The 13,686-nt window shown below is 72.2% G+C and carries 17 protein-coding genes; 5 read left to right on the forward strand and 12 right to left on the reverse strand.

The window, feature by feature from the left end; all coding sequences use genetic code 11:
- Nucleotides 1–13 precede the first annotated feature (13 nt).
- The 7 genes from eccD to ACIGXM_RS06005 all read right to left on the reverse strand — a co-directional run bounded on the left by eccD (nucleotide 14) and on the right by ACIGXM_RS06005 (nucleotide 4,579).
- The gene (gene eccD / locus ACIGXM_RS05975) at nucleotides 14–1,384 is read right to left on the reverse strand and encodes a type VII secretion integral membrane protein EccD (RefSeq protein ID WP_396557192.1); all 1,371 of its coding nucleotides are present in this window, start codon (nucleotides 1,382–1,384) and stop codon (nucleotides 14–16) included.
- Entirely contained in the window at nucleotides 1,381–1,695 is a 315-nt protein-coding gene (locus ACIGXM_RS05980; protein WP_396557194.1) for a hypothetical protein, read from the reverse strand. Before ACIGXM_RS05980 ends, eccD begins: the two co-directional genes overlap by 4 nt.
- A gap of 136 nt (nucleotides 1,696–1,831) precedes the next feature.
- On the reverse strand, nucleotides 1,832–2,146 hold the full coding sequence (locus ACIGXM_RS05985) for a hypothetical protein (RefSeq protein WP_396557196.1): 315 nt from the start codon (nucleotides 2,144–2,146) through the stop codon (nucleotides 1,832–1,834).
- 58 nt (nucleotides 2,147–2,204) lie between these two features.
- Complete coding sequence (locus ACIGXM_RS05990; RefSeq protein WP_396557198.1) at nucleotides 2,205–2,642, reverse strand: DUF6507 family protein; 438 nt, start codon at nucleotides 2,640–2,642, stop codon at nucleotides 2,205–2,207.
- 44 nt (nucleotides 2,643–2,686) lie between these two features.
- Nucleotides 2,687–2,995, reverse strand: coding sequence for a pore-forming ESAT-6 family protein (locus ACIGXM_RS05995; RefSeq protein WP_396557200.1), 309 nt, complete (start codon nucleotides 2,993–2,995; stop codon nucleotides 2,687–2,689).
- A gap of 20 nt (nucleotides 2,996–3,015) precedes the next feature.
- The gene (locus ACIGXM_RS06000) at nucleotides 3,016–3,348 is read right to left on the reverse strand and encodes a hypothetical protein (protein ID WP_396557202.1); all 333 of its coding nucleotides are present in this window, start codon (nucleotides 3,346–3,348) and stop codon (nucleotides 3,016–3,018) included.
- Between the two features lie 187 nt (nucleotides 3,349–3,535).
- Nucleotides 3,536–4,579, reverse strand: coding sequence for an enoyl-CoA hydratase/isomerase family protein (locus tag ACIGXM_RS06005; RefSeq protein ID WP_396557204.1), 1,044 nt, complete (start codon nucleotides 4,577–4,579; stop codon nucleotides 3,536–3,538).
- A 161-nt stretch (nucleotides 4,580–4,740) separates the two neighbouring features.
- Here ACIGXM_RS06005 and ACIGXM_RS06010 point away from each other — a divergent pair, with 161 nt between their 5' ends.
- Both ACIGXM_RS06010 and ACIGXM_RS06015 read left to right on the forward strand, forming a co-directional pair.
- The gene (locus ACIGXM_RS06010) at nucleotides 4,741–5,490 is read left to right on the forward strand and encodes an HAD family hydrolase (RefSeq protein ID WP_396557206.1); all 750 of its coding nucleotides are present in this window, start codon (nucleotides 4,741–4,743) and stop codon (nucleotides 5,488–5,490) included.
- Nucleotides 5,487–7,889 (forward strand): glycoside hydrolase family 65 protein, encoded by a 2,403-nt coding sequence (locus ACIGXM_RS06015; RefSeq protein WP_396557208.1) that lies wholly within the window; start codon nucleotides 5,487–5,489, stop codon nucleotides 7,887–7,889. The genes ACIGXM_RS06010 and ACIGXM_RS06015 overlap by 4 nt, the downstream gene beginning before the upstream one ends.
- A 55-nt stretch (nucleotides 7,890–7,944) precedes the next feature.
- Here the strand turns inward: ACIGXM_RS06015 and ACIGXM_RS06020 are convergent, their stop codons facing one another.
- The 4 genes from ACIGXM_RS06020 to ACIGXM_RS06035 all read right to left on the reverse strand — a co-directional run bounded on the left by ACIGXM_RS06020 (nucleotide 7,945) and on the right by ACIGXM_RS06035 (nucleotide 10,187).
- Entirely contained in the window at nucleotides 7,945–8,202 is a 258-nt protein-coding gene (locus ACIGXM_RS06020) for a hypothetical protein (protein WP_396557210.1), read from the reverse strand.
- A 155-nt stretch (nucleotides 8,203–8,357) separates the two neighbouring features.
- The gene (locus tag ACIGXM_RS06025; RefSeq protein WP_396557212.1) at nucleotides 8,358–9,020 is read right to left on the reverse strand and encodes an RICIN domain-containing protein; all 663 of its coding nucleotides are present in this window, start codon (nucleotides 9,018–9,020) and stop codon (nucleotides 8,358–8,360) included.
- A 283-nt stretch (nucleotides 9,021–9,303) separates the two neighbouring features.
- On the reverse strand, nucleotides 9,304–9,834 hold the full coding sequence (locus ACIGXM_RS06030; protein WP_396557214.1) for a nitroreductase family protein: 531 nt from the start codon (nucleotides 9,832–9,834) through the stop codon (nucleotides 9,304–9,306).
- A complete protein-coding gene (locus ACIGXM_RS06035; protein ID WP_396557216.1) occupies nucleotides 9,831–10,187 on the reverse strand; it encodes a DUF6092 family protein in 357 nt (118 codons plus the stop codon). The genes ACIGXM_RS06030 and ACIGXM_RS06035 overlap by 4 nt, the downstream gene beginning before the upstream one ends.
- A gap of 134 nt (nucleotides 10,188–10,321) precedes the next feature.
- Between ACIGXM_RS06035 and ACIGXM_RS06040 the strand changes: the two genes are divergently transcribed.
- Entirely contained in the window at nucleotides 10,322–11,290 is a 969-nt protein-coding gene (locus tag ACIGXM_RS06040) for an SDR family NAD(P)-dependent oxidoreductase (RefSeq protein ID WP_396557218.1), read from the forward strand.
- A 78-nt stretch (nucleotides 11,291–11,368) separates the two neighbouring features.
- On the opposite strand, the gene ACIGXM_RS06045 is transcribed toward ACIGXM_RS06040, so the two are convergent.
- On the reverse strand, nucleotides 11,369–11,557 hold the full coding sequence (locus tag ACIGXM_RS06045; protein WP_396557220.1) for a hypothetical protein: 189 nt from the start codon (nucleotides 11,555–11,557) through the stop codon (nucleotides 11,369–11,371).
- Nucleotides 11,558–11,878: 321 nt separating this feature from the next.
- Between ACIGXM_RS06045 and ACIGXM_RS06050 the strand changes: the two genes are divergently transcribed.
- Together ACIGXM_RS06050 and ACIGXM_RS06055 are read left to right on the forward strand one after the other, a co-directional pair.
- The gene (locus tag ACIGXM_RS06050) at nucleotides 11,879–12,724 is read left to right on the forward strand and encodes a hypothetical protein (RefSeq protein WP_396557222.1); all 846 of its coding nucleotides are present in this window, start codon (nucleotides 11,879–11,881) and stop codon (nucleotides 12,722–12,724) included.
- Nucleotides 12,725–12,833: 109 nt separating this feature from the next.
- Complete coding sequence (locus ACIGXM_RS06055; RefSeq protein WP_396557224.1) at nucleotides 12,834–13,637, forward strand: aminoglycoside 3'-phosphotransferase; 804 nt, start codon at nucleotides 12,834–12,836, stop codon at nucleotides 13,635–13,637.
- Nucleotides 13,638–13,686 lie beyond the last annotated feature (49 nt).

Genomic DNA, 13,686 nt, shown 5'->3' on the forward strand with positions numbered 1-13,686 from the left:
GGTCCTCCCCTTCTCAGAACGCGCCGAGGAGCCGCGCGTACACGCCGAACACCCCGACTGCCAGCGGGAACAGGGCCACGATGCCGATGGCCTCGACCAGGTCGGCGGCGCGCCGCAGCCGGACCTGGACGTGCTCCGGCGGCTGCACGGCCAGCACCGCGAGCGGGAGCAGCACGAGCAGACAGAGCACGACCAGCCGGGTGTGGGCGCTCCCGTGCGCGGGGTCGGGCCAGACCGTGACCAGCCGGACCAGCAGCACCAGGGCCGCCGCCAGCAGCGTGCCCACCTCGGCCACCAGCGGATAGGCCCGGGCCCGGGCCAGCAGCACCACGGCGGTCAGCACGGCCAGCAGCACGGTCCACGGCTCGCGCACCGAGACCAGCAGCCAGCCCGCGGCCGCCGCCGACCCGGCGCCGGCCACCGTGGCCAGCGCCAGCCCGCGGTGCGCGGCGGCCAGCGCGGTGGTCACCGCGTGCCGGCTCACCGAGACGCCGCCGGCCCGCCGGTCGTCCAGCCCGGTCAGCCCGGCGGCGACCAGCGCGAGCCGCGGCAGCACCCCGAGCGCGACCACCGAGCAGACCGCCAGCACCGCGCCCAACTCGGCCTGCCCGCGCGGGTGCGGAGCGCCGTGCAGCAGCGCGGCGGTGACCTCCCAGAGCACGGCGAGCGCCAGCACCGCCGCGCCGCCGATCAGCCCGCCGCGCCCGATCGGCGAGAACAGGCCCAGCAGGGCCAGGGTCAGCACCGCCACTCCGGCCAGCAGTCCCCAGCGCCCGGCCGGTGGCCAGCCCTGCGCGTCGGCCAGCGTCCAGGCGCCGAGCAGGCCCAGCACGCCGCCGCCGATCAACAGCGTGGTGCCCAGGCCGCGGTTGCCCAGCAGCCGGGTGGCCGGCACACCGGCGACGGCCAGCACGGCGGCGGCGCCGAGCAGCCAGCCGGCGGCGGTCGCCGCGCCCAGGTCGGCGACCGCGATCCGGCCGGCGGTCAGCGCCAGGACCAGGGCCACCAGGCCGGCGGTCGGCCGGCGGACCTTCGGGCGCCAGCGCCAGGCGCGCAGGTCGAGATCGTCGGCGACCTCGTCGGTGACGTCGTGCACCACCGGCGCCGACGGGGCGTCCTGGGTCCGCACCAGCCGCAGCACCGCGCCGTCGGTGACGCCCGCGTCGGCGAGCGTGGTGTCCTGCGGGAGTACGGTGCCGTCGGTGGTGACCAGGTGGCGCAGCATCGGCCGGGCGGCGGCCTGGTCGTTCAGCAGCGGCAACACCTCGGGCAGCAACAGCCCGACCGGCTCGTCGGAGGGCAGCAGCAGGTCGACCCGCCGCCCGGTGCCGACCAGGGTCACCCGGCTCAGTCCGGCCGGGCGTTCCCCTCCTACCTTGATCATTTCTTGCTACCCGTCATCGTGGTGGTGGTCGAGCCGGTGGTGGTCGGGGACGGTGTGGAGGAGACCGTGCCAGGAGTGGTCCGGTGCAGCAGCCGGTGCTCGACGAAGGACCAGCCGACGCACCCCGCGCAGAGCACCGCGGCCAGCGCGACCCCGCCGAACACCTTGCCGAGTTGCTCGTCGGTCGAGCGGCGGGTCCGCATCGCACCGTGCAGCAGCGCGTCGCGCAGCCGCCGGCGGCGGACCGACACCGACTCCAGCAGCTGGCTGTCGAAGTCCCGGGCCGTCACAGTTCCTCCAGGTCCGACCATTCGACGGCGAGCGGGCGCCCCGTCACGGCTTCGGTGAACGTCGCGCTCACTGCGAATGCCACCAATCCAGAATCGTTTGAGCCAACATGCCGATGTTCGAGGGATCGCCTGCTTCGGGTGTCGTGGTCGGCGGTGGTCAGAGCTCGTCGGCGCGGTCCGGTCCGCGCCCGTCCCGCGGGTGTTCCGACGGATGGATCCGGTAGCCCTCCGCGACGCCGAAGTGCGTCGGCCCGCCGGGAACCGCCGGTACGCCGAGCACCGGGTCGAGCTTCTCCAACGCGGCCGCGAGGCGCGGAGCAGCGCGTCGCCGGATCTCGGAGCGGGGATCTCCGGCGAATGCGTACCAGGCCCGGACGTCGTGGTGGACGCCGGGTTCCGCGGCCGGGAAGCCCACGGGCCGGCTCTGTTCGATCCGCTCGACCCGTGTCGTGGCCGCCGCCCGAACCGTCATCGTGACCACCGGAGTTGCCGCCGCCACTGCTGCCACCGCGGAACGTCGTCCGAACCGGTCACTTCCCGGGCTTCTTCCCGCCGGCGGGCGCCTTGCCGCCGGCCGGCGGGGTGGTGGCGATCGGTGGGTCGGCCAGTGCCGCCGACTGCGCGTCCTGGGCCATCTGCAGATCGCCCGTCAGATACGCCTTGGTCGCGTCCACCGCGCCCTGCATCGACTTGCCGGTCCGGTCGGCCAGGAAGTTCAGCTTCCCGTCCACCGCCTGTGCGAACTGCGCCAGCGCGACGGCGACCAGGCCCGCCGGGCCCTGGCTGCCACCGCCCTTGCCGCCGCCGCTGCCGCTCTGGCCGCCCTGGCTCAGACCGCCGGCCGACGTCGCCGCGCTCTGCAGGTGCTCGCCGTACGACTTGGCCTGGCCGGCCAGACCGTCGGCGACCGTACCGGTCTTGCTCAGCACGCTGCCCACACCGGCTGGATCGATGTCCCACTGTCCCACGAAACGCTCCCCCGTGAATCACCCGAGCCTCACCCGCGAACGGGTCAACCGATCGCGTCCACGGCCGACTTGGCGCGCGACAGGGTCTGCTGCGCCGTCCCGTCGTTCTTCTCCAGCGTGCCCTTGACCAGGTTGATGATCCCGCGCACCTCGGTCGCGGCCCGGTTCCAGCGCTGCTCCTTGCCCTGGTACTGGTCGGAGACCCCGTCGGCCTGGAAGTCGGCCATCGCCGCCTTCACCGCCTGGTCACGCTCGTTGATCACCGCTTCCAGCCGGGCGATGATCCCCTGCAGGCTGCCCTGCACCTCGCCCGAGGCAGCGGTGTCGTAACTGCGCCGATCCGTGTTCGCCATTTCGAATTCCCCCGTGATTCCTAGCAGCTGGAGAACTTGGCCGCGTCGAAGTTGGCCGCGCCCATGGTGGAACGAGCGGTATCCGACATCTCGGTGTCACCGCTGCTGAACGACTGGTTCATGCCACCCTGACCGCCCAGGATCGCGCTCAGCGAGCCGTTGAGATCGGCGGTGATCTGGTCCGCGCGGGACTTGAACGAGTCGAAGGCGATCCGCCCGGCGCCGTTGAACTTGCCCTCCAGCGGCTGCACCGCGGCGATCAACTGCTTGATCAGCGTGCCCAGGTCGTCACTCGATCCCTGGGTGTGCTTGATCAGGGTCGCCAGCGTCTGACTTCCCATATCGAACTTCACAAGCCATCCCCCGTTCGGCGTGAAAGCTTCACATAACGTCAATCCCTGCCAAATTCACGGGAAATCAGTCACTAGTGAGCGATTTCCCAGCGAAATGGATATCAGCCCGGCCCGCGTCCCTGCAACCCGCTTCACCAGCAAGTGTCGTCGCCCCCACCGACAACGGCGGTGGGGGCGACGGCGGGACTCAGCCCAGGCCCAACTCGGCCGCGCCCAGCCCCGCGAAGTGCCGCTCGACCTCCGCCGCGCCCACCTCCGCCAGGGTGGCCGGCTTCCACCGCGGGTTCCGGTCCTTGTCGACCACCTGGGCACGGATCCCCTCGACGAAGTCCGGATCGGTCAGCCCCGCGCAGGAGACCCGGTACTCCTGGTCGAGCGCCGCCCCCAGCGACGGCAGCCGGCGGGCCCGACGCAGCGCGGCCAGCGTCACCTTGAGCGCGGTCGGCGACTTCGTGCCGATCTGCCCGGCCGCCTCCTTGGCCTCGGGCACGCCGCTGTCCAGCAGCCGGGCGACGATCTCCTCGACGGTGTCGGCCGCGTAGCAGGTGTCGATCCAGTCGCGCTGCCCGGCCAGCTCCGAGGCGGGCACGGACAGTGCGAACTCGGCCACCGCGCGGGCCGGTTCGGTGTCCGCCAGCGCGGCGGTGAAGGCCGGCAGCCGGTCGGACGGCAGGTAGTGGTCGGCGAAGCCGCAGTACACCGCGTCCGGACCGGTCATCCGCCCGGCGGTCAGTGCCAGGTGGGTGCCGAGCTCGCCGGGCGCCCGGGCGAGCAGCCAGCTGCCGCCGACGTCGGGGACGAACCCGATGGTGGTCTCCGGCATTCCGACGCCGGAGCGCTCGGTGACCACCCGGACCGAGCCGTGCGCCGAGACGCCGACCCCGCCGCCGAGCACCAGCCCGTCCATCACCGCGACGTAGGGCTTGGGGTAGCCGGAGATCCGGTGGTTGAGCAGGTACTCGGCGCGGAAGAAGGCGCGCGCCGCGTCCCCGCCGAGCTTGGCGTCGTCGTGGAAGAACCGGATGTCGCCGCCCGCGCACAGCCCGCGCTCGCCCGCGCCGGTGAGCACCACGGCGGCGACCTCGTCGTCCCGCGCCCAGTCGGCCAGTACCGCGTCCAGCCGGCTGACCATGGCGTGGTCGAGCGCGTTGATCGCGCGCGGGCGGTTGAGGGTGAGCCGGCCCACCCGGCCGTCCCTACGGGCCAGCACCAGGTCGTCGTGGGAGGTCATGGGGGTAGCTCCTTGCGGTGAGCGGGCCGTGCCGGTGCCACGGTACGCGCCCGCCCGGCGCCCGTGCCGGGCCGCCCCGGCTCCGGGCCCGGACCGAACGAGCTACGACGCGCCGTCGCGAATCGGCCCGGGGCCGGGCGTCTTCGGCCAGACTGCTAAGCATGCTGGGGCTACCGGACCATATCCACGCCTTCCTCTTCGACCTCGACGGAGTGCTGACGCAGACCGCCAAGGTCCATGCCGCCGCCTGGAAATCGATGTTCGACGCCTTCCTCCGGGAGGAGGCCCGCCGGACCGACGAGGAGTTCGTCCCGTTCGACCCGGTGCAGGACTACGACCGGTACGTGGACGGCAAACCCAGGCTCGACGGCACCCGTTCGTTCCTCGCCTCCCGGGACATCAAGCTGCCCGAGGGCAGTCCCGACGACCCGCCCGGCACCCGCAGCGTGTACGGGCTGAGCACCACCAAGAACGACCTGGTGCTGCGGATGATCCAGGAGCAGGGCGTCCAGCCGTACTCGGGCTCGGTGGAGTACGTGCACCGGCTGCGGGTGCTCGGCCTGCCCCGCGCGGTGGTCTCCTCCAGCGCCAACTGCCGGGACGTGCTGAAGGCGGCCGGCATCGACGGCCTCTTCGACGTCGTGATCGACGGCACGGTGGCCAGGCGCGAGGGCCTGCCGGGCAAGCCGGCCCCGGACACCTACCTGTACGCCGCCCGCGCGCTGAACACCCCGCCGGAGCGGGCGGCGGTCTTCGAGGACGCGCTGGCCGGGGTGGAGTCCGGCCGGGCCGGCGGCTTCGGCGCGGTGGTCGGCGTCAACCGCACCGGCCAGGCCGCCGAGCTGCGGCAGCACGGCGCCGACCTGGTGGTCGACGATCTTTCCCAACTCATCGAGGGGGCAGCCGAATGACCGCACAGGAAGGCTTCGCGGTCGATCCGTGGGGCGTCACCGAGCAGCGGCTCGATCTGGCGGGCCAGGCCCGCGGCGAGTCCATCTTCGCGCTCTCCAACGGCCACATCGGCCTGCGCGCCAACCTGGACGAGGGCGAGCCGCACGGCCTGCCGGGGACCTACCTGAACGGGGTCTTCGAGCTGCGCCCGCTGCCGTACCCCGAGGGTGGCTACGGTTTCCCCGAGTCCGGCCAGAGCGTCATCAACGTCACCAACGGCAAGATCATCCGGTTGCTGGTCGACGACGAGCCGTTCGACCTGCGCTACGGCGACCTGCACGGCCACCGGCGGTCGCTGGACTTCCGCGAGGGCGTGCTGCGGCGCGAGGCGGAGTGGACGTCGCCGGCCGGGCGGACCATCCGGATCCGCACCGGGCGGCTGGTCTCGCTCACCCAGCGCGCGGTCGCCGCGATCGAGTACGAGGTCGAGGCGGTCGGCGCCGCGGTGCGGATCGTGCTGCAGTCCGAGCTGGTCGCCAACGAGCAACTGCCGGCCTCGGACGGCGACCCGCGCGCCTCGGCGGTGCTGGAGGCCCCGCTGGTGGCCGAGTCGCACCACGCCACCGAGACCCGGGCGACCCTGGTGCACCGCACCCGCTACAGCGGGCTGCGGGTGGCGGCCGGCATGGACCACGTGATCCACGGCCCGGACGGGGTCAGCGTCACCTCGGAGAGCCGCCCCGACCAGGCCCGGGTCAGCGTGACCGCGGTGCTGCAACCCGGCGAGAAGCTGCGCCTGGTGAAGCTCCTGGGCTACGGCTGGTCGGCGACCCGTTCGCTGCCCGCGGTGCGCGACCAGGTGGAGGCCGCCATCACCGCGGCCCGCTACTCCGGCTGGGACGGTCTGGTGACCGAACAGAAGACGTACCTGGAGGAGTTCTGGGCTTCCAGCGACATCGAGATCGACGGCGACGTCGAGCTGCAGCAGGCGGTCCGGTTCGCGCTCTTCCACGTGCTGCAGGCGGCCGCCCGCAGCGAGGAACGGGCCATCCCGGCCAAGGGGTTGACCGGCACCGGCTACGACGGGCACAGCTTCTGGGACACCGAGACCTTCGTGCTGCAGGTACTCACCTACTCGCTGCCCGCGGCGGTCGCCCAGGCACTGCGCTGGCGGCACACCACGCTGCCGCTGGCCCGCGAGCGGGCCGCCCAACTCGGCCTGCAGGGCGCGGTGTTCCCGTGGCGGACGATCCGCGGCGAGGAGTGCTCGGGGTACTGGCCGGCCGGCACCGCGGCGTTCCACATCGGTGCCGACATCGCGGTGGCGGCGGCCCGCTACGTCCGGGCCACCGGGGACGTCGACTTCGAGCGGGAGTACGGGCTGGAGCTGCTGGTCGAGACGGCCCGGATGTGGCGCTCGCTCGGACACCACGACGCGATCGGCCAGTTCCGGATCGAGGGCGTCACCGGGCCGGACGAGTACAGCGCGGTGGCGGACAACAACGTCTACACCAACCTGATGGCCCAGACGAACATGCTCGCCGCCGCCGACTCGGCCCGTCGGTACCCGCAGGAGGCCGCCGCGCTGGGAGTGGACACCGAGGAGACCGCCGCCTGGCGGGACGCCGCCAACGCGATGTACATCCCGTACGACGAGAAGCTGGGCGTGCACCCGCAGGCGGACGGCTTCACCGACCACCAGGTCTGGGACTTCGAGGGCACCCCGCCGGAGAAGTACCCGCTGCTGCTGCACTACCCCTACTTCGACCTGTACCGGAAGCAGGTGGTCAAGCAGGCCGACCTGGTGATGGCGATGCAGGTCCGCGGCGACGCCTTCACGGCGGAGCAGAAGATGCGCAACTTCGCCTACTACGAGCGGCTGACGGTCCGCGACTCCTCGCTCTCGGCCTGCACCCAGGCCGTGATCGCGGCCGAGGTGGGCCAGCTCGACCTGGCCTACGACTACACCGCCGAGGCCGCCATGATGGACCTGCACGACCTGGGTGGCAACACCCGGGACGGGCTGCACATGGCCTCGCTGGCGGGCGCGTGCATAGCGTTGGTCGGCGGGCTCGGTGGCCTGCGCGACCACGGCGGGCTGATCTCCTTCCGGCCGCGGCTTCCCGCCGGTCTGGTCAGCCTGGCGTTCTCGATGCGGGTCCGGAACCACCTGCTGCACGTCCGGATCACCCACGACACCACCACCTACACCCTGCGCGAGGGCTCCCAGCTGCGGATCTCGCACGACGGGGAGGAACTGGTGGTGGTGGTCGGCGAGCCGCAGGAGCGGCGGACCACCAAGCCGGGTGTGGTCGAGCGGCTCAGCCAGCCGCCGGGACGCGAACCGGCCCGGCGCGCACCGCAGGCCGGGCCGACCGTGGGCGGTGGGCCGGGCGTGGAGCACCTGCCGGCCGAGTGAGCGAGGGGAGGGTTCCGCCGTCGCGGCGGAACCCTCCCCTGCTCCGTGCTCGCCCTCACCCGAGGTGGATGAGGCCCGCCTCGCCGCCGCCGGTGGCGGTGCTGGTCGCCCAGCCCTGCTTGGCGCCGCCCGCGAAGGTGTGGTCGGTGGCCGCGAAGCCCTGCTCCGCGCCTGCCACGACCGGCGGGTTGGCGGTCGCGACGCCCTCCTTGCCACCGCCGACCACCACCTGCGCCGAGGCCGGCGCGGCGACGCCGGCGATCACCAGCGCGCCGACCGCGATGAGCAGGGTCTTGCCGAGCGTGCTCTTCATCAGTCCTTACCCCTCTCCTTGACCCCTCTGTCCTGGCCGGTCGTGGTGACCGGAGGGCTACTAAAGGTGAGCACACAAGCGTGCCGGCCAAGGGGAGCACCCGCCGCCGCGCCGATCTGTCACCCGGACGGGGGCGGGACCGGGGGATCAGTCGCTCAGTGCCAGGTCCACTTCTGGTTGTTCCAGCCGTTGCAGGCCCAGAGTTGTACCTTGGCACCGTTGTTGGGGATGGTGTTGGTGTCGCCGTCCAGGCATTCCCCACCGTCGGCGTTCTGCAGGTTGGAGCCGTTCCAGTACCACCTCTGGTTGTTCCAGCCGTTGCACCCCCAGAGTTGTACCTTGGCGCCGTTGTTGGGAATGGTGTTGGTGTCGCCGTCCAGACACATCCCGCCGTCGCCGTTCTGGATGGTGTAGTAGCCGACGGGCATGCCGGCGACCGGCGTCCAGTACCAGTTCTGGTTGGACCAGCCGTTGCAGGCCCAGAGTTGGACTTTGGCGCCGTTTCCGTGGGGGATGGTGTTGGTGTCGCCGTCGAGACACTCGTTGCCGTCGTTGTTGGTGAACGCGGTGGTGTGGTACGTGGTCTCGGGGCTCGCGGGTGTGGCCGGCTTCTGCACCAACCTGCGACCACCGGTCGGGAGTTGGGCGAGGGAGGGGAGGTCGACCACCCGCGCCCCGGCGGCCGGACCGGCAGCTGGGAGCAGCTGGCCGGCGCTGTGCGGGACGGGGAGGGCCTGTGCCGTTCCAGCGGGGGCGACGGCCCAGGAGAGGGCGCCCAGTCCGAAGGCCAGGCCGAGTCCGAGTCGAGTCCTGCGCATGGTGCTGCCTCAATTCTCCGAGGGGGGACTGCACGGAAGGAAATCTGCGCGCGGGCACACGTTTGCCCGGTGCCGTTGCGAGGCGGGCAGGGAGAGTCGGGAAGGGAGGATGGGCGAATTCTTTTCGCCTGCAGAGTATTGCGCAGGAGATGAGAGGTAATCAAGGAGAATTAATTAGTGGGACGATAATCAAATTAGGGCCGCGCATGGCGTCCCCGGATCCCCGATCCCCGGGCGTCGGCCGCTCGGGCGCGGGACGGGTGCGGTCGCGCCACGCGCGGGTTCAGCCGCGGTCCCACTGGATGACGTCCGCCCAGGCGGTCCCGTCCCGGCGCCGCATGGGGGGCGGCTGTTCGGCCGCCGGGTGGCCGAGGCAGATGATCAGCTCGGGGCGGACCTGCTCGGGCAGGTTGAGCAGCGTGCCGACCGCCGCCCGGCTGAACGAGGTGACCGGCCCGGCGCCCAGTCCGACGGCGTGCGCGGCGAGCAGCATGGTCGCGGTGGCGGTGCCCACGTCGACGTGCGGGCCCGGGCTGGTCGCGGCGAAGCCGTAGCCGCTGACCCGGGCCCAGTCGACGCAGACCACGATCGCGGCCGTGGGGCGTTGCAGCATCCCCGGCGAGACCATCCGCAGGGCGCGCAGCAGCGCGGGGCGGGTGACGGCGACGTAGCGGTGCAGCCGGCGGTTGCCGGCGTGCGGGGCGTGGCGGGCGCTGTCGAGCACGGTCACCAGGTCCTCCCGCGCGACCGGGTCCGGGGTGAGGGCGCGGACCACGCGGCGGGTGCGGATCGCCTGCAGGACGGCGTCGTTCACAGGGTCTCGTCCAGGTCCAGCCGGGCGACCAGGTACTCGGCCAGTGCCCGGCACAGCGCGTCGAGCCGCTCGGGGTAGCCGGCCGGGTCGCCGGCCCGGACGGCCGTCTCCCCGACCCCCTCCCGGAGCTCGTCCAGCAACGGGTGCAGCCCGGCGCCGGCCCGCGGGCCGATCATCTCGGCCAGCCGGCCCGCCGCGGTGAGCAACCGCAGCGGCGCGTACTCGGCCGCCTCGTCCAGCTGGATCCGGGCGGCCGAGAGCAGGTAGGCGAGGAGCTCGACCGCGTCCTCCTCGGTGAGCACGAGGGCCGGGGTCGCTGGTGGTGCCGGGGGTACCGCGGGCGCTGGGGACACGGTCAGCAGTCTCCCGCCGGAGTGCCGCGGCGGCCTCCCGGACGCCCGTCCGTACACCCGTTCCGGTGGCCGTCGTCCCGGTGCCGGTCGCGAGGCTTGACTTTGAGCGCGCTCCAGCTCCTAGCGTCGAAGGCATGACGAATCAGCAGCACGCGATCGGGTCCGGCTTCGGCGCTCAGAGCACGACCGAGGAGGTCCTGCGCGGGATCGACCTCACCGGGCGGCTCGCGATCGTCACGGGCGGCTACTCGGGTCTCGGGCTGGAGACCACCAGGGCCCTGGCCGAGGTCGGGGCCCGGGTCGTGGTGCCCGCCCGCCGTCCCGCGGTCGCGCTGGAGGCGGTCGCGGGGATTCGCGGTGTGGAAGTCGATGAGCTCGACCTCTCGGATCTGTCCAGCATCCGTGGTTTCGCCGAGCGCTTCCTCGCCGACGGTCGCACCATCGACCTGTTGATCAACAACGCCGGGATCATGGCCTGCCCGGAGACCCGGGTCGGACCGGGCTGGGAGGCGCAGTTCGCGACCAACCACCTCGGTCACCACGCGCTGGTCAACCGCCTCTGGCCGGCGATCGCGGCGGGCGGGGCGCGGGTGGTGACCGTGTCGTCCAACGGTCACCAGCTCTCCGGCGTCCGCTGGGACGACGTGCAGTTCGAGCGCGGCTACGACAAGTGGCGGGCGTACGGGCAGGCGAAGACGGCGAACGCGCTGTTCTCCGTGCAACTCGACGCGCTGGGCCGGGAGTTCGGCGTACGGGCATTCGCGGTCCACCCCGGCGCCATCGTCACGGAGCTGGCCCGGCACGTCCCCAGGGAGGAGATGGCCGCCGCCGGTTGGCTCGACGAGGCGGGCAACTGGGCGATGGGTGGCTTCAAGACGCCCGCCCAGGGTGCGGCGACCCAGGCGTGGGCGGCGACCTCCCCGCGCCTCGCGGGCCTCGGCGGGCTCTACTGCGAGGACTGCGAGGTCGCCGGGATCGCTTCTGGTGACGCCGTGTTGACCAGTGGGGTGCGGGAGTACGCGATCGATCCGGAGCAGGCCGCCCGGTTGTGGGCGCTCTCGGCCGAGCTCACCGGCCTCAACGCCTTCGCGTCGACCAGCTGAGGTCGGACCAGCTGAGGTCGACCAGCGGACCGGGCCCGCCGACGACGGTGTCGCCGACGGGCCCTGGGCACTGCCGGTCTACAGCAGACCGCCGCCGCCCGAGAGGCCGCCGAGCAGGCCGCCGATGATCGGAAGGCCCCCGGCGGCACCGGAGTTGGCCCGGTGCTGGGCACTGGCGGCGGTGGCGGGCCGGGCGTAGGCGGGCAGGGTGGTGATGGTCGAGGTGAGCGCGAGGGCTCCCACGAGAACGGCAAGGGCGCGGCGCATGGGCGGATCCTGTTCGACGAGCGCGGTCGGCGCTGAGGCGGACGTGACGTCGGCCAGCGTGCCCGCTCCCCGTCTCACCTGCTCGGCCACCACGCCGGTGATCACTCGTATGCTGCCGATCGGGGCGTCAGCAGGCGGAATGCCCCCGTCGTCCACCGGAGTCCGTCCGAATTGCGTGCATCGCCCCCCCTTTGCGTGGAGATCAGCAGGACGAGCGGATATTAAATTCGGATAAGAGATCACTGAGCCTCATACTGTTCCCGCCAGCGGCGCGTTCGCCGCCGCGGAGGCCTTTGCACACCCTCAGTCAGAAGGAAGCCCATGCCCTCTCAGCGCCTCATCCGAACCGCTGTCATCTGCGCGGTCCTGGCCACGGGGGCCACCGCGTGCGGTGGGCAGAAGGACGCCAAGTCCACCGCCGGTGCGGCCGTCGCCCCGGCTTCGGCCTCGGTCTCCGCCTCGGCTCCCGCTTCGCCGACCGCGAGCCCCACCCCGACCATGGCGACCGACTCGCTCACCGCGGAGCAGATCTCGACGCAGGCGAAGACCGCGATGAGCCAGCTCTCCTCGATGAAGATCGCCGGGACCATGACCTCGGACGGGCAGAAGATGGGGATAGACATCACGGCCGACAAGCAGGGCGACTGCGACGGCACCATCTCCATCGGCTCGACCGGATCGATCGAGATCCTGCACACCGGATCCAACACCTGGATGAAGCCGGACGCGACGTTCTGGAAGAGCATGTCCGTCCAGGAGGGCTACTCGAAGGCCGGCGACACGATGGCGATGCTCTTCCAGGGCCGCTGGCTCACCGGTGGGCAGAACGACCCGGACCTCAAGGACGTGGGCTCCATGTGCGACTTGATGAACCAGATGACCAAGGACGACGGGTCGAAGAGCACGGTGACCAAGGGCACCACCGGTGTCACCGACGGAGTCCCGACCATCAGCCTCACCGAGACCGACAGCGACGACCCCACGCCCAGCACCGCGTACATCGCCACCGTGGGCCAGCCATACCTCGTCCGGATAGAGCAGAGCGGCGGTGACAGCCCCGGCCAGATGGACTTCAGCGCCTTCAACCAGCCCGTCACCGTCCAGGCGCCCCCGGCCGACGACGTGATCGACTACTCGCTCTTCCAGCAGAAGGTCAAGGGCGCCTGACACCCGTCCCGGGACGGGGGGCCACCGGCGAGGGGGTCCGGTGGTCGGCCGAGAACGGTCGGCCGAGAACGGTTGGCCGACCACCGGCCGGTCCGGCGAGAATGGCCGGATGGTAGCCACGTCGCCGCGAGAACCGGTCGAAGTCCCGAGGGCCGTCACCGAGTTCGCGTCCGGGCGGCCCGTGCGGGCGGTCTGGCGGAACGAACCCGGCGGCCTGACCTTCCAGATCGGCCGAGGGGACTCCCGGCAGTTCGTGAAGTGGACGCCGGTCGGCAGCGGTGTCGACCTCTCGGCCGAAGTGGCGCGCCTGCGCTGGGCGGTGGGGTTCACCGTGGTGCCGCGCGTACTCGACGCGGGCGCGGACGAAACCGGGTCCTGGATCGCGACCGGTGGCCTGCCCGGGCGTACGGCCGTGGACGACCACTGGAAGCGTGACCCCGGCACCGCGGTACGCGCGATCGGTGTCGGACTGCGCGCACTGCACGAGGAACTGCCCGTCGCGGACTGCCCGTTCGACTGGTCGGCCGGACGGCGCCTGGAGGCGGCGCGGTCACGGGCGGCGGCGGGCCGGATCAGTCCGGCCGACTGGCCGCAGGACCTTCGGCGGATCGGTACCGTCGAGCGTGCGCTCGGGCTGCTCGCCGACGTCCCACCGGTCGACGGGCTCGTCGTCTGCCACGGCGACGCCTGCGCTCCCAACACCCTGATCGCCGACGACGGCAGCTGCAGCGGCCACGTCGACCTCGGCGCGCTCGGTGTCGCCGACCGCTGGGCCGACCTCGCCATCGCCACCTGGAGCACGCGGTGGAACTACGGTCCGGGATGGGAGGAGCCGTTGCTCGAGGCCTACGGGGTCGCGCCGGACCCGGAGCGGACCAGGTACTACCGGCTGCTGTGGGAACTCTCGGACTGATCCGCCGGGGAGGCGGAGGGCCGGGCCGTCGGGGGCCTTCGCGGCGGAC

The organism is Kitasatospora sp. NPDC052896, assembly GCF_044547075.1.
Taxonomy (GTDB): Bacteria; Actinomycetota; Actinomycetes; order Streptomycetales; family Streptomycetaceae; genus Kitasatospora.

Excerpts from the sequence above, each read along its gene's own strand:
- eccD (WP_396557192.1), bottom strand. The coding sequence starts at position 1,384 with ATGATCAAGGTAGGAGGGGAACGCCCGGCCGGACTGAGCCGGGTGACC.
- ACIGXM_RS05980 (WP_396557194.1), bottom strand. The coding sequence starts at position 1,695 with ATGGTCGGACCTGGAGGAACTGTGACGGCCCGGGACTTCGACAGCCAG.
- ACIGXM_RS05985 (WP_396557196.1), bottom strand. The coding sequence starts at position 2,146 with ATGACGGTTCGGGCGGCGGCCACGACACGGGTCGAGCGGATCGAACAG.
- ACIGXM_RS05995 (WP_396557200.1), bottom strand. The coding sequence starts at position 2,995 with ATGGCGAACACGGATCGGCGCAGTTACGACACCGCTGCCTCGGGCGAG.
- ACIGXM_RS06005 (WP_396557204.1), bottom strand. The coding sequence starts at position 4,579 with ATGACCTCCCACGACGACCTGGTGCTGGCCCGTAGGGACGGCCGGGTG.
- ACIGXM_RS06010 (WP_396557206.1), top strand. The coding sequence starts at position 4,741 with ATGCTGGGGCTACCGGACCATATCCACGCCTTCCTCTTCGACCTCGAC.
- ACIGXM_RS06015 (WP_396557208.1), top strand. The coding sequence starts at position 5,487 with ATGACCGCACAGGAAGGCTTCGCGGTCGATCCGTGGGGCGTCACCGAG.
- ACIGXM_RS06020 (WP_396557210.1), bottom strand. The coding sequence starts at position 8,202 with ATGAAGAGCACGCTCGGCAAGACCCTGCTCATCGCGGTCGGCGCGCTG.
- ACIGXM_RS06025 (WP_396557212.1), bottom strand. The coding sequence starts at position 9,020 with ATGCGCAGGACTCGACTCGGACTCGGCCTGGCCTTCGGACTGGGCGCC.
- ACIGXM_RS06040 (WP_396557218.1), top strand. The coding sequence starts at position 10,322 with ATGACGAATCAGCAGCACGCGATCGGGTCCGGCTTCGGCGCTCAGAGC.
- ACIGXM_RS06045 (WP_396557220.1), bottom strand. The coding sequence starts at position 11,557 with ATGCGCCGCGCCCTTGCCGTTCTCGTGGGAGCCCTCGCGCTCACCTCG.
- ACIGXM_RS06050 (WP_396557222.1), top strand. The coding sequence starts at position 11,879 with ATGCCCTCTCAGCGCCTCATCCGAACCGCTGTCATCTGCGCGGTCCTG.
- ACIGXM_RS06055 (WP_396557224.1), top strand. The coding sequence starts at position 12,834 with ATGGTAGCCACGTCGCCGCGAGAACCGGTCGAAGTCCCGAGGGCCGTC.